The following is a 17,247-nucleotide window of genomic DNA, read 5'->3' as shown; positions in this document are numbered from 1 at the left end:
TTGGACCGGTGCACAGCCATTGTCCACAGGGTGTGGACAAGGGCTGTGCACAGGGTGTGGATATCGCGCCTCAGCCCGACACAGGCTACGCCTGGCGGATGGCCTCGCCCTCGATCTCGATCTTGACCTTCTTGCCGACGAGGACGCCACCGGTCTCCAGGGCCTGGTTCCAGGTCAGGCCGTACTCCTCGCGGTCGATCTCGGTCTCCGCGCCGAACCCGAAGATCTCCTGACCCCACGGGTTGTTGGCGGCGCCGTTGAACTCGACCTTGAGCTCGACCTCCTTGGTCACGTCACGGATCGTGAGGTCGCCGACGAGCGTGAACTCGTTGCCCGACAGGCCGCTGACCCGCTTGCTGCGGAAGGTGACCTCGGGGAACTTGTCGGCGGCGAGGAAGTCGTCGCTCCGCAGGTGGCCGTCGCGGTCGGCCGCACCGGTCTCGATCGTGCCCGCCTTGATGACGACGTCGACGCTCGACTCCAGCGGGTTCTCGGCGATGACGATCTTGCCCTCGTAGTCGGCGAAGTGACCGCGGACCTTGCTGACCATCATGTGCTTGACGACGAAGCCGACGCGCGTGTGGGCCTTGTCCAGCGCGAACTCGCCGGCCGTCGGGACCTTCAGGCCCTCCCACTCACGGATGCTCATGGCTGCTCCCCTGATCGTTGCTGTGCGGATGTCTCACTAAGCAAATGTCTACCGGAAAAATATTCCTCGCGTCAACTATCGTGCCGTAGACTTGGACCATGGACCCATTCGACGACCCCCGGCTCACGGCGATGGGCCTGTTCGCGGAGGTCTTCAGCGGGCTGTCGAGCAAGACCAGCCCGACACTGGCCGCCGCAGGACTTTCCGAAGTCGACTTCGAGACCTTGATCCGGCTGGCCCGTTCGCCGGAGCGACGGCTGCGGATGAGTGACCTCGCGGCTCAGACGTCGCTGTCGACCAGCGGAATCACCCGCGTGGTCGACCGCCTGGAACGTGACGGGCTCGTCGAACGGCATGCCTGCGTCAGCGACCGCCGCGCCTCGTACGCCGTGCTCAGCACCGCCGGGGCGGAGCGGCTGCGCACGGTGCTCCCCCAGCACGTCGAGGACATCGAGACCTGGTTCACCGGACTGCTGACCGAAAACCAGCTCGCCGACTTCCTGGAGGCGCTGCGGGTGATCCGCGACGTCGTACGGCCCTGCGCGACCGCCGGCGTACGGGAGGCGAGCAGGGCCGCGCGGGCCAAGACGGGCTGAGCCTCGCCGTAATCGGGATTCGAGGGAACTGACCGGACGGACTGGCGTAAACGATCGATTTCTGGTGGACTCCGTAATTCAGGAAACGGCTCCACGACAGCCGACGCAGTCCCCCGTACCCGAGCCCATGGAGCGCCCGTGCGTTTCCCCTCACACGCACTCGCCGTCCTCGCCGCCGCGGCCCTCGCGGTTCCCGTCGCCGCTTCCACCTCCGCTGCCGCCGCGGCCCCGGCCTCTCCGAGCCCAAGCCCGAGCCCAAGCCCGAGTCCGAGTCCGAGTCCGAGTCCGAGCACAGCGCAGACGCCCGCCGCGACGAGTTCGAGCGTCCCGCAGCCGGTGGTCACCGTCACGAAGACGGTCACCCCCGGGGCGGCGAAGCCCGCGACGACGAAGAGCACGACGGCCACGACGACACGGCCGAAGACCGTGCCGAAGGACGCCGTCCAGGTGACGGTGAAGAAGATCGTGGACGGTGACACCGCGGATGTCGTCACCTCGAGCGGCAGGACCGTACGGATCGGTCTGCTGGAGGCGGAGGCCCCCGACAAGGGTGTCTGCTGGTCTCCGGAGGCCACCGCCCGGCTGAAGGCCCTGCTGCCGCCCGGCAAGCCGGCGTACGTCCGGGCCGCCGAGCAGGTGCCCGAGCAGGAGCGCATCCTGATCTACGTGTGGTCGGCCAAGGGCGTCTACGTCAACGGTGACATGGTCAGGAACGGCCTGGCCCAGACCGTGAACTCCTTCCCCGAGCACAGCTACACCGAGTGGCAGTACTGGGAGCAGGTGCGCGCGCAGGTCGACAAGCTCGGGCTGTGGTCGGGCTGCTGGGCCGCCGACACCTACGACAAGCGCGGCAGCCTCCAGGCCCCGCCGGGAGCCGGCGCGGCGACTCCGGCGCCGATCGAGCCCGTGGACGCGTCCCCGGCCCCGCCCGGCACGACGTACTCCCTCGAGCCCATTCCGCCGGGTAGCACCGCCGGATCGGTCGCCACGGTGCGGCCCTCCCCGAGCCCCGCGTCCAACTCGGCGCCGAGTCCCACTCCGAGCCCCTCGCCGAGCGCCGACGGCGCGACCGACCCCAGGTACAGCACCTGCGAGGAGGCGAACGACCACGGATTCGGCCCGTACCGACGCGGCATCGATCCCGAATACGACTGGTACATCGACCGCGACAGCGACGGCCTGGTCTGCGAGAGGTGACGCGGCGCGTCAGTTCACGCTCTTGCTCGCGTCGGGCACGACCAGGTCGCCGCGCAGCTTGGCCATGCCCCGCGAGACCGAGCTCTTGACCGTGCCCACGCTGATCCCGAGGGTCCTGGCGATCTCGGGCTCGGTCATGTCCTCGTAGTAGCGCAGCACGATCGCCGTACGCTGCCGCGCGGGGAGGCGGTCGAGCGCCTGCTCCAGCTCGTCGTACCGGTGCCGCGCGTCCTGCTGCACCGGTACGTCGGGCAGCTCGTCGGAGGGGTATTCCTCCAGCTTGCGCCGCCGCCACCAGGAGATGTTGATGTTCACCATCGCCCGCCGCACGTAGCCGTCGAGCGACGACCGGTCGCGGATCCGGTCCCACGCGAGGTACGTACGGGCGAGGGCCGTCTGCAGGAGGTCCTCGGCGTCGCTGGGGTTCCCGGTCAACTGGTTCGCCACACGGAGCAGGGCCGCCCCACGACACTGGACGTACGTGCGGAACTCCTCATGGTTCACGATCAGGGATCACCAACCCGGCCAGAGAGGCATCTCGTGCCAGAATCGCAGCCGCGCTCCCGGATCCGGCTGAACCGAAATCCAGGTTTCGCACCCGCGTGGGCAAAGACCAGGCAACCCGGTGGCGGCCCGCGCGCGCGTGCCACACGTCCCGTCAGGCAGTGGTTTGCCCGAAACGGATGGCAACGCCTTGCACCGGGAGGAGGAATATTGATCCCGGACGCCACCATCGCCCGGAAAACCACCTCTCCATCCCCGTCCGGCATGTGAGGCTGGAGGACGTGGAAGGGGCGATGCCGTACCGGGCCGGAGAGCGACGGCGGACGCTGGCGGCGGCGGTGCTCGGCCGCGACCCCGGGCCCGCGCCGCGGTCACCGGAGGAGACGACGCCGTTCGACGTGGTCAGCGGCGACCTGCTCGACGTGAGCCCGCACCTGATCATCCTGGAGACCGCCGGCGGCGAGCAGCGGCGCCTGGTCATCGCGCCGTGGGCGACCGCCTGGCGCGGGGGCGCGGTGGCGCCCGCCGATCTGCCCGCCGGGGCGAGGGTCGTCATCCGGGCGCTGCGCGGCGGCACGGTGGCCGAGCGCATCTGGGCCGACATCACGCGGATCACCGGCGTCATCCGGGAGGTCCACGGCCGGCGGGATCTCACCGTCGAGCTCGACTGCGGTCCGCATCGCCGGGAACGCTCCATCGTCGTTCCCTACCGCTCCTCCGGGCGCATCCGGGTGCGGCACCCCAAGCTGGAGCCGGGTTACCTGTTCGACGCCATCGGGCTGTTCGACCAGGGCGCGACGTTCGCGCACCTCCCGGCGACCTCGCAACCGCCGTACCGAGCGACGGCCGCGCCCCCGTCTCCGCCGGCGTACGGAGGAGGCCAGGCGGGCATCTCGGGCACGGCGGTGTGGGCGGATCTTCCGGACTTCGCGGAGGAGGGCGTCGCGAAGGGTGTCGCCTACCCCATGCTCGAACGCGAGGACAGCGGCTGCGACGACGCCGGCGCCTCCTGCGCCGGCCTGCCGTACCTCGCGATGGGCTCGCTGCTGCGCGTACGCAACGTGTGCGACGGCCGGACGGACGTGCTGCCCATCGTCGCGTGCGGGTGCCTCACGGGGCGGTTCTGCGACCGATGCCTGGAATGCGGCACGTCCCCGCGCGGCCGGGTCGTGGAACTCGCCGCGTCCTCCTATGTCGCGCTTGGGGGAGACTTGACCAAGGGCTGCTTCAATGCCCGCGTCGGATTGGGGTGACCGGTGCTTTCGACCATCGCGGCTGCCGCGCTGCCGATCCTCGTGGTGACACTGGCGCTGGGCGGCGTCACCAAACTGGCCACGGCCGGGCGCGAGGAGTCGCCCGGCGCGCTGGCCCGGCTCGGCCCGGCGGTGCTCATGCCCGAGCGCTTCGCCAGGCCCGCCCTGTACGCCTGTTCCCTGGTCGAGCTCGCGCTGGCGACCGGCCTGCTGGTCGTGGATCACCCGGCCGCCCGGTGGCTGCCGGCCGCGTTCTTCGCCGTGGCGACGTACGTCCTGTGGGACCTGCGCAGGCGGCGGCCGGACGTGGGGTGCGGCTGCTTCGGTGACGTGAGCGCCGCCCCGGTCGGGCTGCGGTCGATGGGCCGGGTGGCGGCGTTGACCGCCATGGCGGCCCTCGTCGCGGTCCAGAACGCCACGGGGCTGCCCGCCCTCACCGGACAGACGGCCGCCTGGGCGGCCGGAGGGGCCGCCCTGCTGCTCGCCCTCTCACCCGAGATCAACGAGATCGTCTCGCGCCTGCGTCACCGTGCGCCGTGCGAGCAGCGGCCGATGCCGCCCGGACGTGCCCTGTCGCGCCTGCGGGCCAGCGAGGCGTGGCGGGCCCACGCCGGGTCGCTGCTGACGGACGAGCCGTCCGACATGTGGCGTGAACTGTGCTGGCGCTTCTTCGTCTTCCCCACCCAGGGCGACGCGGAGGTCGTCTTCGCCGTGCATCTCAGCGGCCGGCGTCCCGCCGTACGCGCCGTCGTGGTCGGGGCCGACGGCCACGTGACCTCGGCCGATGACCGCGGCGATGCCTCTCTGCGGGAATCTACGCCTGTATCGGCCTGACGCTATACACGCGTAGATTCCCGCATCGAGGTCTTTCACTTCAGCTCTCTACGGCTCTCTAGCTTCCCCTCTAGAAAGCCGTAGAGAGGTCGATGGGCGCGCCGCTCAGAGCGGCTGCGCACGAAGGAACCTCCCGAAATGCGGAACGGTGAACCCGATCACGCCGCGCTCCGCGCTGTAGATCAGGCCCTTCTTGATCAGGCTGTCGCGGGCCGGGGACAGGCTCGACGGCTTGCGACCCAGTGTCTCGGCCACCTCGGCGGTCGGCACAGGGTCGTCGCCGAGCTGGGCCATGGCGTGCATGTAGTCCCGCTCGGCGGGCGTGGCCCGTTCGTATCGGCTGCCGAAGAAGCCCACCGCCAGCTCCTCCTCGGCCTCCGGGGCGGACACCTTGATGTCCTCGGCCGTGATCGGGCTGCGCGGAGCGAGGTCCCAGGCGACCTTCCCGTAAGCCTGGACGAAGTAGGGGTAGCCGTCGGCCGCCTCGTACAACGCGTCGAGCGCGTCGGGCGTGAACTCGACGTCCTCACGGGCGGCCGGGGCGATGAGCGCCAGGTCGGCGGCGTCCCGGTCCAGCCGGTCGATGCGCGCGTACCGGAACAGCCGCTCGGAGTAGCTCTTGCTCGCCGACAGCACGCTCGGCAGGTGGGGCAGGCCGGCGCCGACGACGATCAGCGGGCCGCCGTTCTGCGACAGCTCGTGGCAGGCCGCGCACAGGGCCGAGACGTCCGGCGCCTGCACGTCCTGCATCTCGTCGATGAACAGCGCGATGCCGACGCCGAGGTCCGTCGCGACACCCGCGGCGTCGACGAACAACTCGGTCAGGTCGATCTCCAGGTCACCCGAGTCGGCCCGGCCGCGCGCGGCGGGCACGTCGATGCCGGGCGACCAGTGCGAGGTGCCCTTCGCGGCGGCGGGATCGCGCATAGCGAACGCCTTGAGCACGCCGAGGAACTCCTCGATGCGCTCCGGGGCACGGTGCCGGGGGGCGAGTTCCCTTATGGCCATGTGCAGCGCGGCCGCCACCGGGCGGCGGATCGACTGGTCGGGCCTGGCCTCGATCTTGCCGGTGCCCCACAGCCGCTGCATGGCCATGGACTTGAACGTGTTGAGCAGGACGGTCTTGCCCACGCCGCGCAGGCCGGTGAGGACCATGCTCCGCTCGGGGCGGCCCCGGGCCACCCGCTCCAGCACGATCTCGAACTGCTGCAGTTCGCGGTCGCGTCCGGCGAGTTCCGGGGGGCGCTGACCGGCGCCGGGGGCGTAGGGATTGCGCACGGGGTCCACGCTCTCGGACTTTATGACGGGATATAGCGGCCGTCGTAGATTTCCGTAGAGAGTGCTACGGCGTGTCGCCCGCCGCGGCCGCGGCACGCACCGCGCGGCGGCGGGCGGAGCCTGGGCCGGGACGACCGGGACGACAGCGGGCGGAGCCGGGGAGGGCACGACCGGATCGCCGGTCACGGGAACGGCGCCGGCCGGAACCGGGGTGGCGGACACCGTGGGCACAGTCATCACACACCCCTTACCTGGCAGGACTCGACCGAACCCGTGTTCGATCCGATGGGCATGACTGTAGCGCGTCATCGAACACCTGCGCGAGCTTTCCACGAAAGCTCCGTCAAACACCGTCGTTCAGCGACACCCCACCCCGCCGTCCCTGGTCCCGGGAACGGCCCCGGCAGCCGCCCTGCGCGCCGTCATCGGCGGCGCGACGCCGCCCCCACCGCTTGTCTGCCGACCTGCTCGGCGACCGAAGCCCGTGCGCTCGTAGGCCTCGTCCTGGCAGTCAGTTCCAGTAGTCGCGTTCGGGGAGCCTCACCCACATGCCGGGCCGTTCGACGGCATCGGCGTCGGCCAGCCGCAGGCCCGCGCCCGCGCAGCAGTACGCGATCGCTCGTCCGCGGAAGAGGTAGCTGTTGAGGATCTCCTCGGCGAAGTCGTCTGACGAGGGGTGGCCGCCACCGGGGTGGGTGTCCCACTCCACGATCTCGCCGTCCCGGGCGACACTGCCCTGGTTACCGCTCTTGGGATTGGCGTACATGGCGTAGCAGACGGTCCCCGCCGACAGGCGCTTCGTGACGCCGGGGGTGGACGACATGTATCCCCAGGGCTGGGTGACGACACAACCGCCGGGCACATCCGTGACGCCGACGATTTCGAGGCTCTCGTCGAAGTTCTCGAAGATGTCGTCTTCGAAGAGCGCTTCGACTTCGGCGCCGTCGACCGGGACGGCCTCCAGGCGGCGTACCGCCTCGGCCGCGGTGACACCGGCCGCGCAGGCGAGACTCAGCCCGTCGTAGTAGAAGTCGCCCAACGCGTCGACGAGACGCCGGGCTTCGGCCACCGCGTTCAGCTCGGCTTCGGAAAGCCCCGTCTTGCCTGCGGGAAGGGCGAACAGGTCGGGGGTCCGCGTGGCCAGGCTCAGCCGTCCGGGCGACCAGCCGTTCATCATCGGCCGCCACGGGTCGGCACCGGCCTCGGCCAGGATCCGGGCGTTGTCCGGACGGTTGGCGAAGACGGCCGTCCACAGAGCCGTACGGCCCTCGTGCTCGGCGTCCACGTCGTCGACGCGGGCGGCCAGCTCCGCCACCACATCGGGAGAGCCCTGTTCGGCGGCCGCGTGCAAGGGCCGTCCGTGGAAGAACACCCCCGAGTTGGGGTCGGCGCCGGCGTCGAGCCGGGCGCGAATCAGCCGCAGGCTCTTCCAGGCGTCCCAGCCGATGCCGGACCAGTCCGCTTCCTGGGCGACAGCCATGATGCTCCTCGGTGAGTAGGTACGCCGATCATGGCGAGGCCCACCGACAGTTTCGCCTGGCGCTGCGCGCCCAGCTAACGAGGCAGGTGCGGGAGCACGAGGGCCGCCGCGGCGAGCAGGGCGATCAAGCCCAGATAGGCGAGGACGAGCCGGGTGTCCCTGAGATAGCACTTGCTCCTGGTGAGCCCGGCGCGGCGGGCTCGCCAGTATCCGGCGAACCCCAGTGCCGCGAAGCCGAGCACGGCCCAGGCGCCGAACAGCCAGGCGAGCAGCGCCACCGTCGCGTAGACGCACAGCTTCAGCGGATCGTACGGCTTGGCCTGCCCGCCCTCGGACGCCCGCGCCGCGAGGGCCTGCTCGTACGCGACTCCCGTCGGGCCTGTCTCCCCATCGCCGGGCTTCCCGTGCGGGAGGCTCATGTGATCTCCAGCAGCGGGAGCCGTACGCCGGGGTCGGTCGCGGCGACGGCGGACAGGCGCTGGCGCGCGAGCGCCGGCCAGGCTTGAACCGCGCAGAACGGCGCGCACTGGTCCTGGTCGGAGCGGGTGCCGACGTGGACGCAGCACTGGACCAGCCGCTCCTCCAGCATCGTGGACATGTCCATGAAGGGCTTGATCGTGATGCGTACGACCCGTTCGCCCAGCAGCCGGCGCAGCCGCTTCCTGCGGCCCGGCAGGGCCGAGGATGCGAGCGTCAGCAGGGTGGTCAGCCCGAGGTCGCAGTTCTCGCAGATGTCGCGCCAGACCTTGCCGATCTCGGGGTGCGACAGCGACGACTGCTCCGACAGCAGGCCGAGCAGCGACTCCTGCACGGCCATGCGGAGCTGGCGGGGGATCTCCGAGTCGGCGATGCGGTTGGAGACCAGCCCGAGGTTCTCCTTGAGGCGGTCGTGCCCGACCAACGCCGTCAGCGAGCGCCACTGGTCGGCGTCATCCTTGACCATGTAGCCGACCGAGCAGCAGTGCGGATGCGAGCAGGGCAGGGCGGTCAGATCGCGCCAGGTGACCAGGCCGCCGGTCTGCGGGCCGAGGCGCTTGAGCACACCGGTGTGGGTGAGCCGGTCCATCGGGTCGATCACCCCGGATCGCCCCGACCCGAACTGCGGCTGGATCGACACGCCGCCGACGTACGGCGTCTCGAGGGCGAGGCGCACCACGTCGCCGATCTCGCCGTCGTTCACGCCGAGGGCGGCCGTCATGACGAGCGTGGTGAAGATCTCCCGCTCCGACAGCCGCCGCAGCGCCTCCGCCTTCTGCCGCCGCAGGTCACCGCCCCGGTGGTGGCGGGACGCCTCGGCCGACACGCCGTCGTACTGCAGGTAGATCTCGACGCGCTCGCGGTGCTCGGTGAGCAGGTCGAGCAGGGCGTCGTCCCGGGCCACCAGGAGCCCGTTGGTGTTGATCAGGATGCGGGTGACCGGCCGGGCCGTCAGCTCGGCGAGCAGCTCGGGCAGGTCGGGGTGGAGGGTCGGCTCGCCGCCGCTGAGCATGAGCACGTCGAGACGGCCGTTCTCGCGGGCCAGCCGCTGGTCCACGTTGGCGAGCACCTCCCGGACCGGCACGATCCCCCGCAGGTCGGGCGAGGATTCGGTGAAGCAGGTCGGGCAGCGGAGGTTGCACGCCTCCGCCACGTCCTCCAGGAGGATGCAGGTGTGCTGGGTCTGCATCTCCGGCAGCCCCCGCAGGTACGCCTCCGGGACCGGGTCGAAGTTCCCGGCGACGTCGGGCAGATGCGCCTTGGTGGGGGCGGTCCACTCCTCCAGGTAGGCGAGGATCTCCGGGTCCTCGTCGTAGAGGGTCCTGACCATGCCGTGGGTCCGGCAGCCGCGCTCCAGGTAGACCCGCCCGTCGCGGGCCGCGAGCCAGCCGGACAGGCGGGGCACCTCCGCCAGCGGGCGGTCCGGCCGCTCGTCGTGGCAGCGGGGGCAGAACGCGTTGACGTAGCGGAGGATGCGGTCGCCCCGCAGGGGCATTCCCGTGCTCACAGGGCACCGTCCGTGTACAGCGAGGGGTTGACCCCGGTGCAGAAGCCGGCGGTGAAAATCGTCATGAGCGCCCAGCCGATCATCAGGCCCATCCCGAGCCCGCGCGACCAGGGCCTGCGAAGGAGTAACAGCAGCGTTCCGCCGCCGAACGCGATCGCGGCCAGGATCACGGATCCGCCGATGAGCGCGATGTTCTTGTTGTCGCTCGCGACTCCGTCCGCCACCGCGAGGGTCGCGAGGAAGAGCACGAAATTGATGACCACGTAGGCCACGATCCCCACGATCGTCATCGCGACGACCACGCCGGTCGAGCTCTGGGCCGCAGGCGGTCGATACGGCAAACCGTAAGGCGGCGGCGCACCCCACGGCGGCGGCGGGATGCCCGGGCCATGAGGCGGCGGACCACCCTGACCTTGAGGCGATGGGCCACCCGGGCCGTACGACGGCGGCGGACCGCCCGGACCGTGAGGCGGTGGACCACCCGGGCCGTACGACGGCGGTGGCGCACCCTGACCGTGAGGCAATGTCGGACCGCCGGGGCCCTGAGGCGGTGTCGGGCCACCGGGACCGTGCGGCGTGCCGGGAGGCGGCGGGACGGGCGGCCGCCCGGAAGGATCGCCGTGCTGCGGTTCGTCCGGCCGCTCGGGCGGCTCGGGGGGTGTGCTCATCTCTCCTCCTCGGCCGCGGGCGACAGCCGGGCGCCCAGTGACAGCGGTCGCCGCTCGCCCCGGCGGGGGAGCAGCCGATCGTAGAAGCCCTTGCGGTATCCGATCCCGAGGCGGACGGCGAGGAGCGCGAGGCCCGGGACGAGGAACCACTGCGGGCGGGTCAGGTCGAGCCAGACCGTCTCGTTCGCCCTGGTGAACTCGACGAGGAACCGGAAGGCGGCGTACGCGCCCAGATACAGGGTGAACAGCTCTCCCGGCCGGTCGACCCGGCTCCGGGCCCACAGCAGCGCGCCGAATGCGGCGAGCTGGAAGACCGTCTCGTACAGGTACGACGGGTGCATGGCCTGCCCGGTCACGCAACCGGGGCATTCCGGCACGGTGGCGGGTGCGTGGACACCCCAGGGAAGGCTCGTGGGACGGCCGGGGGCCTCCGTCAGGAAGCAGCCGATGCGGCCGACGGCCATGCCGAGCGCGACCGCGGGCGCGAACAGGTCGCCGGTCCGCTCCCGATAGCCGATCAGCCGTTTCGCGACCAGCACCCCGACGTACGCGCCGGTCAGGCCACCGAGGATGCTCCGGGCACCGAACATCCACGCCTCGACGAGGCCGGGGTTGAGGGCGGGGTCGAGATGCTCGGCCCACCCGGACAGTCGCATGCCTATCGCCCCGCCGACCAGCGCGCCGGTGACGGCGACGAGGGACTCCTCCCGCAGGGCTCCCCGGCGCCGTGCTTCCAGGACGAACACCACGCTCGCGAGGATCACGCCGAGGCCCACGAAAAACGCGTGGGTCGGCACGATCACCCCGCCGAAACGCAGCTCCTCAAGCACGACGCCACCCTAGCGGCGGCACACGACGATTCCGATCGTCAATTCGTACGGCTTGCGCCCCTTCCGTATGTCGATTCCGGTTCTATACGGCTAGTCGTTCAACCGCCGAAGTTTTGTCCACAGGAATCCCGTTGTCCACAGGAGTGTCGCGCGACCGCCGGCGCATGTCTCGCCCACGGGTAACCTGCGCCTATGACCTCCTTGTGGAACCGCAGGTCAGTGGTAGTGATGGCGGCTCTCGTCGGGATGACCGGCTGCGGCGGGGTCGGCGACGCGGGCGCGTCCGCCACCGCCCGGACCCGGGTGTCCGTGACCGCCCCGGCGGCCCCGGCATCGGACTCGCCCATGCCCACCGCCTCCTCGGCCGCGCCGGCTTCGTCCGCGTCCGTCACGCCCTCGGCCGTACCGGTCTCGCCCACGCCCGAGACCGGGCCCACGCCGAGCCCGAGCGGGCCGCCTCCCTTCTCGGCGAAGATCGAGACGGTGTCCCGCGACGAGGTCAGGCACTCGTGGCGTCCGGGCTGCCCGGTTCCGCTGAGCGGGCTACGCAAGATCACGATGACCTACTGGGGCTTCGACGACAAGGCGCACACCGGCACGCTGGTGGTCAACAAGAAGGTGGCCGAAGACGTGGCCTCCGTCTTCGAGAAGCTCTACGACCTCCGCTATCCCATCCGCCGGATGGAGCCCGTCGACGTCTACAAGGGCAGCGACTACGACTCCATCGAGGCCGACAACACCTCGGCCTTCAACTGCCGCAACGCCACCGGATCCGGCAGTTGGTCCAACCACGCGTACGGCCTCGCCGTGGACCTCAACCCCCGGGAGAACCCGTACGTCTACGCGAACGGCTCGAACGCCCACCGCAACGCGGACGCGTTCGTGGACCGGCCGCTCAAGAAGCCGGGCGTGATCAACAGCGGAGACCGCGTGGTGCGGGCCTTCGAGCAGATCGGCTGGGGCTGGGGCGGTTCGTGGTCGGGCGCCAAGGACTACCAGCATTTCTCCGTGAACGGCCGCTGAGACCGGCGCCGCGCAAGCCGCCCCGCGGGCCCCGCCCATCGCGTACGGCGCGGTGGGCGGGTCCCCCCGCCGGTGACCCAGTGAGCGGCCGGCAGGGCTGAGCCGCAGTCCGCCGGGGAGCCCATGCCGGTTGACGAGACGACCGGTTACGGCGTGACCGGCCTGCCGCCGAAGGTCACCACGAGGTGGCCGTCCGAGGCGAAGGACCAGCCCATGGCGCCGGTGTAGGAGGAGCACCGGGACCCGTTCGAGCCGGACCAGAACTGGTTGGAGCTGTCGACGTTGCCGACGGTCTTGTCGTTGGACCCGCTGCCGCTGCGGCACGAGGTGTTGTTGCGGAACACCGAGGTGCCGGCGTCGAAGGAGAAGTTGCGCTCGGCGTTGTCGATGCCGACGTTGTTTGAGATCGACATCGTGCCCGGGTTGCTGTTGTAGGTGAACCCGTGGTGGCCGTTGCGGTAGGCGATGTTGCGCCGGACGATGTGGTTGACGGAGATCTGGTCGCCGCCGAGCTTGTAGCCGTTGCGGTCGCCGGCGCCGGCCTGGCTGCCGTCCGTGAGGGTGCCGTTGTTGTAGGACAGGGAGTCCTCGATGGTCACCGGTCCGATGGCTCCGGTGTCCGTCTTGGTGTAGAGGTCCCAGCCGTCGTCGATGTTGTTGTGGGACACGTTGTAGCGGAAGACGTTGCCGGTGCCGGTGGTGAGCTTCGCGGCGAAGCCGTCGGCGTCCTCGCCGTCGGAGTCGGCGTTGTCGTGCGACTCCGCGCTGAGGATGAGGTTGTTGGACGGCCACTGGTCGCGGGGGGTGTCGGAGGCGATCCGCCCGAGCTGCAGCCCGGTGTCGCGATTGAACCGGGTCACCGTGCGTTCGATGACGTTGTTGCTGCCGCCGACGTAGATTCCGTTGTCGCCGGCCCGCTCGACGACGATGCCGTACACATGCCAGTACGAGCCGTTCACGACGAGCCCGCGGTTCGACGAGGACTCGCTCTGGGCCGAGAAGTTCAGCACCGGAGTCTCACCGGGGTAGGCGGACAGGGTCTTGCGGGCGTTCGACGTGCCGTTGTTGCCCGGTGCGATGGTGATCGTCTGCGCGAAGGCGTACCGCCCGCCGCGCAGGTAGATCGTCCCGCCGGGGGCGACGCGTGTGATCGCCGAAGTGAGGGTCGTCGGGTCGGACTGCGTCCCCGCCGCACCGTCCCTGCCGGTCGGCGACACGTACACCGCACCACTCGACGGCGTCGTCGAGGGCGAGGGCGAGGGTGAGGGTGAGCGTGTGGGGCTGGGTGACGGCGAGGGCGAGCGTGTCGGCGTGGGCGACGGGGTCGGCGATGAGGTGGTGGTGGAGCCGGTGCAGGTGACACCGTTCAAGGTGAACGAGGTGGGCTTGGGGTTGGACCCCGACCAGCTGCCGTTGAACCCGAGAGACAACGACGCGCCGGTCGCGATGGCGGCGTTGTAGTCCACGTTCGTGGCGGTGACGTTCTGCCCGCTCTGGCTGTAGGTGGCCGACCAGCCGGTGCCCACCTTCTGACCGCTGTCGGGGAAGGTGAACCCGAGGGTCCAGCCGTTGATCGCACTGCCCAGGTTCTCGATCGTGATGGTGGCGGTGAACCCACCCGGCCAGTCGTTGGTCGTGTAGGTCACGGCGCACCCGGTGGCGGCCTGCGCCGACCCGGCGGTGGCCACAGCGGTCAGGGCGACGACTCCGGCGAGGGCGCTGATCACCCCGGCACCCGTTCTGGTTCTGCTTTTCACAACCGAGCTCCTTGCAAGGTCGCGCAGGGCCCCTGACCGAGGAATTACTCCTGACCCCACAAGGGTTTTCGTGCACCTGAACTGAATTCACCCACAGGAACACCGCGCATCAAGCTACGATCCCGTCGATCGCCGGTCAACGCCGCGCCGCGGCGGCTTTCCGCCCAGAACGGCCCTCACTTGCACAGGGATCGCTGGAGACAAGAACGGGACTCCAGGACCGGCTGAAACATTCAGGCGAGAATTCGGAAAACAAGACGGCGGACCCGGTGTTCATCGGGCCGCTGCTGGAGAGGTCACCGCCCAGCCGGCCTGCCGTCGCGACACCGCACACCCCTGACGGCGCCGACCCCCTGCCGGTACCGATGTACCGGCAGGAAGCGAGCCGAGCCCGGTGAAAACGTGATCGGGTAACAGCCACCACCACCCGCACCGGCGACGGCGCGAGATGGAGAGAACGTCGATCACATGCCTGTGTCTACGGGGCGCAGGAGGTGAGCTCGGGGCGCGGGGGCGTGCCGGTCCGGGCGCCCAGGAAGAGGCTCGCGCAATCGGCCATGAAGCGCGGGTTCTCCTCGGGGACGAAGTGCCCGGAGTCGGGTGCCACCACCGTGCGCACGTCGTCGGCGACCTGGCGGAACGCGTCCGCGACCCCCGGCCCGAAGGAGTACTGACCGCCGATGCCCAGCACCGGCATGGGCAGCCGCTTCGCCGCGTTGGCCTTGTTGTTCTCCGCGTCCGCGGCGAACGCCCGGTAGTACTCGTACCCCGCGGTCCGCCTGGCCGGATCGGCGTAGGCCCGGTAGTACGACTCGCGATCCACCGTGTCCTTGCGGTAGCCGAAGTCGAAGACCATGCCGAGATACGTGCTGACGTCGTCGTTGTCCATGATCCGCTCGGGGATCGGCGCGGGGGACATGTTGAACCGGAAGTGCCAGCTCACCCCGTAGAGCTCCTCGAGACCGAAGCCGGACAGCGGCGTCTCGATCATGGCGAGCCGGGTCACCTCGCCGGGGAAGTCACGGGCCCAGGGGTAGGCGACCAGGACGCCGAGGTCGTGACCGATGATCGCCACCCGGTCGAATCCCAGCTGGCGTACGGCCTGGCGCACCCGCCGTGCGGTGGTGACCTTGTCATAGCCGCCGGCCGGCACGGCCGAGTCGCCCAGCCCCGGCAGGTCCACGGCGATCACGGTGTGATCGCGGGCGAGCTCGGGCATCAGCGGTCGCCACATCAGCCACGTCTGCGGCCAGCCGTGCAGGAGCACGACGGCCGGTCCGGACCCGCCGATGACGTAGTGGACCGCGCCGCCCTCCACGACGACCTTGCCGTGCCTGAACCCGGGGGCGAAGCGCGCCGGGCCTTCCGCGGGTTCCTTGGCCGTCGCGCTCGCGCCCGCACCGGCGGTCATGCCGAACACGGCGACCAGGGCGACGAATGCGCCGACGGCGGCCCGCCACGATCTTCTGGTACGCGACCCCGCTCCCGGCGCCCGCCCGGCCGTTTCCTCCAGTGGCATATGTGTTTCCCTTTCCCCGAGCACACGATTTCCCGAGCACACGATCGCGGGACGTCCGGCCGTTGTGGCCCACTGTTCGCGAATCGGCTGCTCACCGACGAGCACGGCCACGATGAGAGCCGCGGGCCGCGGCTCTGTCGGCGTCAGATGATCGAGTGCAGCCTGCACGACCTGAACTCGCGCGGGCTTCTCCCGTCGTGCTCTCTGCGGGCCCGTCGTGCTTTCTGGAAGGAAGGGGTGGCCATCTCGGACTCCCCGGATGAGCCACATCGCCACGAGCCAATCCAGAATTCCGAGTGGAACCAGTGCCACGCCGGCCACAAGTGCGAGATATACGGCGATGTTCTGTCTCGACGTGGTCGCCCTGAACGGGACGCGTTCACGATGCCGGCCCACCGGTTCCCGGATCACGGCATCAGTCAATCAGGCACTTGTGCGGCGTCCGTGGAGAGATCGTGAAGAATTCCACCGCCTGGCACCCGAGAGGAGCCGAGGAGGACGGCCGGTGGGCCGACACCGAAACGACAGGGGGAGGACAACGCCCGCTCCTCCGGCCGCAGGAAGCGGGCGTCTCTCCAGATATGACATCTCCTGATTCTCCGGATAAGGGGGAATCACGAGTGAGGGCTCACACGCTAACGGGCTTCGGACTCGGCCTTCGGAAGGATCGCTTACCGGTTAATAACGATCGGCCTACGACCCCGTCACGTACCGCCGGTCCACGCCGGCGCCCACAGAGCAACGGGGCGGCGGACCGCACTCAGCCCGCTGCGGCAAGATGGGTCCATGGCGGCGAAGGACGGTGACGGCTGGGCCCTGTGCGCGCTGGGGCACCAGCACTGGGGGGTGTACGGCGCCGCCGGCCTGCTCACCGTGCATCACACCCTCGACGGCATGCCGTACGTGCTGATGCAGAAGCGGGCCTGGTGGAGCCATCACGGCGGGACGTGGGGGCTGCCGGGCGGTGCCTGCGACAGCCATGAGGACGCCATCACCGGCGCGCTGCGCGAGGCGCAGGAGGAGGCCGCGCTGGACGCCGATCTCGTCCGGGTGCGCGGGCTCTACGTCGACGACCACGGCGGCTGGTCGTTCCAGACGGTGATCGCGGAGGCCGGGGGGCTGCTCGACGCCGCGCCCGCCAACGGCGAGAGCGCCGACATGCGCTGGGTGGCCGCCGACGAGGTCGCGTCGAAGGAGCTGCATCCGGGCTTCGCCGACTCGTGGCCGAGGATCCGGCCCGCGCTGAGCCCGGTGGTCGTCGTCCTCGACATGGCCAACATCATCGGCGCGCGCGCCGAGCACGGATGGTGGAACGACCGCGCCGGCGCCGCGAACCGCCTGCTCAACGAGCTGGTCCCGCTCTCCGGGCAGGGCCTCGGCGAGATGCCGGAAGGCGTTCCCGCACTGTCCCGGTGGTTCCCGCGCATGGTCGCGGTGCTCGAAGGGGCGGCGGCCGGCGCCGCCGACCCGGGGCCGGTGGCCGGAGACCTGGCGGTCGTGGTGGCCGGTGGCAGCGGGGACGACGCGATCGTGGACGTGGTGCGCGGCGTGCGGTCGTGGGAGACCGCCCTCGTCGTCACCGCCGATCGAGGGCTGCGCGAGCGGGTGACGGCCCTCGGCGCCCTGGTCGCCGGCCCGCGCTGGCTGCTCAAGCAGCTCTAGCGTCCTTTATACC

General features: G+C 70.4%; 16 protein-coding genes. 6 read left to right on the top strand and 10 right to left on the bottom strand.

Going from position 1 to position 17,247, the window contains the following annotated elements; genetic code table 11:
• Positions 1 to 85: 85 nt before the first annotated feature.
• Positions 86 to 649: a YceI family protein gene (locus HHX30_RS23130; protein ID WP_169984049.1), complete on the bottom strand. Its 564-nt coding sequence runs from the start codon at positions 647 to 649 to the stop codon at positions 86 to 88.
• Positions 650 to 747: 98 nt separating this feature from the next.
• Between HHX30_RS23130 and HHX30_RS23125 the strand changes: the two genes are divergently transcribed.
• Positions 748 to 1,245 carry a MarR family winged helix-turn-helix transcriptional regulator gene (locus HHX30_RS23125; protein WP_169984048.1) on the top strand — a complete coding sequence of 166 codons (498 nt, stop codon included), beginning with the start codon at positions 748 to 750 and terminating at the stop codon, positions 1,243 to 1,245.
• Between the two features lie 336 nt (positions 1,246 to 1,581).
• Positions 1,582 to 2,442, top strand: coding sequence for a thermonuclease family protein (locus HHX30_RS23120; protein WP_169984047.1), 861 nt, complete (start codon positions 1,582 to 1,584; stop codon positions 2,440 to 2,442).
• 9 nt (positions 2,443 to 2,451) lie between these two features.
• On the opposite strand, the gene HHX30_RS23115 is transcribed toward HHX30_RS23120, so the two are convergent.
• Positions 2,452 to 2,952, bottom strand: coding sequence for a SigE family RNA polymerase sigma factor (locus HHX30_RS23115; protein WP_169984110.1), 501 nt, complete (start codon positions 2,950 to 2,952; stop codon positions 2,452 to 2,454).
• Positions 2,953 to 3,212: 260 nt separating this feature from the next.
• Between HHX30_RS23115 and HHX30_RS23110 the strand changes: the two genes are divergently transcribed.
• Both HHX30_RS23110 and HHX30_RS23105 read left to right on the top strand, forming a co-directional pair.
• Positions 3,213 to 4,199, top strand: coding sequence for a hypothetical protein (locus HHX30_RS23110; protein WP_311922761.1), 987 nt, complete (start codon positions 3,213 to 3,215; stop codon positions 4,197 to 4,199).
• 3 nt (positions 4,200 to 4,202) lie between these two features.
• Positions 4,203 to 5,033: a MauE/DoxX family redox-associated membrane protein gene (locus HHX30_RS23105; protein WP_169984046.1), complete on the top strand. Its 831-nt coding sequence runs from the start codon at positions 4,203 to 4,205 to the stop codon at positions 5,031 to 5,033.
• 105 nt (positions 5,034 to 5,138) lie between these two features.
• Here the strand turns inward: HHX30_RS23105 and HHX30_RS23100 are convergent, their stop codons facing one another.
• From HHX30_RS23100 to HHX30_RS23075, 6 genes are all read right to left on the bottom strand, one after another.
• Positions 5,139 to 6,320: an ATP-binding protein gene (locus HHX30_RS23100; RefSeq protein WP_142567879.1), complete on the bottom strand. Its 1,182-nt coding sequence runs from the start codon at positions 6,318 to 6,320 to the stop codon at positions 5,139 to 5,141.
• Between the two features lie 502 nt (positions 6,321 to 6,822).
• Positions 6,823 to 7,791, bottom strand: coding sequence for an ankyrin repeat domain-containing protein (locus tag HHX30_RS23095; RefSeq protein WP_169984045.1), 969 nt, complete (start codon positions 7,789 to 7,791; stop codon positions 6,823 to 6,825).
• A 74-nt stretch (positions 7,792 to 7,865) separates the two neighbouring features.
• The gene (locus HHX30_RS23090; RefSeq protein ID WP_249350324.1) at positions 7,866 to 8,210 is read right to left on the bottom strand and encodes a hypothetical protein; all 345 of its coding nucleotides are present in this window, start codon (positions 8,208 to 8,210) and stop codon (positions 7,866 to 7,868) included.
• A complete protein-coding gene (locus HHX30_RS23085; RefSeq protein WP_311922756.1) occupies positions 8,207 to 9,775 on the bottom strand; it encodes a radical SAM protein in 1,569 nt (522 codons plus the stop codon). Before HHX30_RS23085 ends, HHX30_RS23090 begins: the two co-directional genes overlap by 4 nt.
• On the bottom strand, positions 9,772 to 10,065 hold the full coding sequence (locus tag HHX30_RS23080; RefSeq protein WP_169984044.1) for a hypothetical protein: 294 nt from the start codon (positions 10,063 to 10,065) through the stop codon (positions 9,772 to 9,774). The genes HHX30_RS23085 and HHX30_RS23080 overlap by 4 nt, the downstream gene beginning before the upstream one ends.
• Positions 10,066 to 10,439: 374 nt before the next feature.
• Positions 10,440 to 11,273 (bottom strand): prolipoprotein diacylglyceryl transferase family protein, encoded by an 834-nt coding sequence (locus HHX30_RS23075; RefSeq protein ID WP_311922754.1) that lies wholly within the window; start codon positions 11,271 to 11,273, stop codon positions 10,440 to 10,442.
• A 192-nt stretch (positions 11,274 to 11,465) separates the two neighbouring features.
• Here HHX30_RS23075 and HHX30_RS23070 point away from each other — a divergent pair, with 192 nt between their 5' ends.
• Positions 11,466 to 12,296, top strand: a complete 831-nt coding sequence (locus tag HHX30_RS23070; RefSeq protein ID WP_249350323.1) for a M15 family metallopeptidase — start codon at positions 11,466 to 11,468, stop codon at positions 12,294 to 12,296.
• 146 nt (positions 12,297 to 12,442) lie between these two features.
• On the opposite strand, the gene HHX30_RS23065 is transcribed toward HHX30_RS23070, so the two are convergent.
• Positions 12,443 to 14,053 carry a cellulose-binding domain-containing protein gene (locus tag HHX30_RS23065; protein WP_311922751.1) on the bottom strand — a complete coding sequence of 537 codons (1,611 nt, stop codon included), beginning with the start codon at positions 14,051 to 14,053 and terminating at the stop codon, positions 12,443 to 12,445.
• Between the two features lie 478 nt (positions 14,054 to 14,531).
• Positions 14,532 to 15,572: an alpha/beta fold hydrolase gene (locus HHX30_RS23055; protein WP_169984043.1), complete on the bottom strand. Its 1,041-nt coding sequence runs from the start codon at positions 15,570 to 15,572 to the stop codon at positions 14,532 to 14,534.
• Between the two features lie 786 nt (positions 15,573 to 16,358).
• Here HHX30_RS23055 and HHX30_RS23050 point away from each other — a divergent pair.
• Positions 16,359 to 17,234: an NUDIX hydrolase gene (locus HHX30_RS23050; protein ID WP_169984042.1), complete on the top strand. Its 876-nt coding sequence runs from the start codon at positions 16,359 to 16,361 to the stop codon at positions 17,232 to 17,234.
• Positions 17,235 to 17,247 lie beyond the last annotated feature (13 nt).

The sequence above is a fragment of the Microbispora sp. H10836 genome (assembly GCF_012999525.1).
Lineage (GTDB): Bacteria > Actinomycetota > Actinomycetes > Streptosporangiales > Streptosporangiaceae > Microbispora.
This window is presented reverse-complemented; position numbering and strand designations above follow the sequence as displayed.

Coding starts and splice junctions, on each gene's coding strand:
- HHX30_RS23095 (WP_169984045.1), bottom strand. CDS start 7,791: ATGGCTGTCGCCCAGGAAGCGGACTGGTCCGGCATCGGCTGGGACGCC.
- HHX30_RS23125 (WP_169984048.1), top strand. CDS start 748: ATGGACCCATTCGACGACCCCCGGCTCACGGCGATGGGCCTGTTCGCG.
- HHX30_RS23055 (WP_169984043.1), bottom strand. CDS start 15,572: ATGCCACTGGAGGAAACGGCCGGGCGGGCGCCGGGAGCGGGGTCGCGT.
- HHX30_RS23070 (WP_249350323.1), top strand. CDS start 11,466: ATGACCTCCTTGTGGAACCGCAGGTCAGTGGTAGTGATGGCGGCTCTC.
- HHX30_RS23130 (WP_169984049.1), bottom strand. CDS start 649: ATGAGCATCCGTGAGTGGGAGGGCCTGAAGGTCCCGACGGCCGGCGAG.
- HHX30_RS23090 (WP_249350324.1), bottom strand. CDS start 8,210: ATGAGCCTCCCGCACGGGAAGCCCGGCGATGGGGAGACAGGCCCGACG.
- HHX30_RS23050 (WP_169984042.1), top strand. CDS start 16,359: ATGGCGGCGAAGGACGGTGACGGCTGGGCCCTGTGCGCGCTGGGGCAC.
- HHX30_RS23080 (WP_169984044.1), bottom strand. CDS start 10,065: ATGACGATCGTGGGGATCGTGGCCTACGTGGTCATCAATTTCGTGCTC.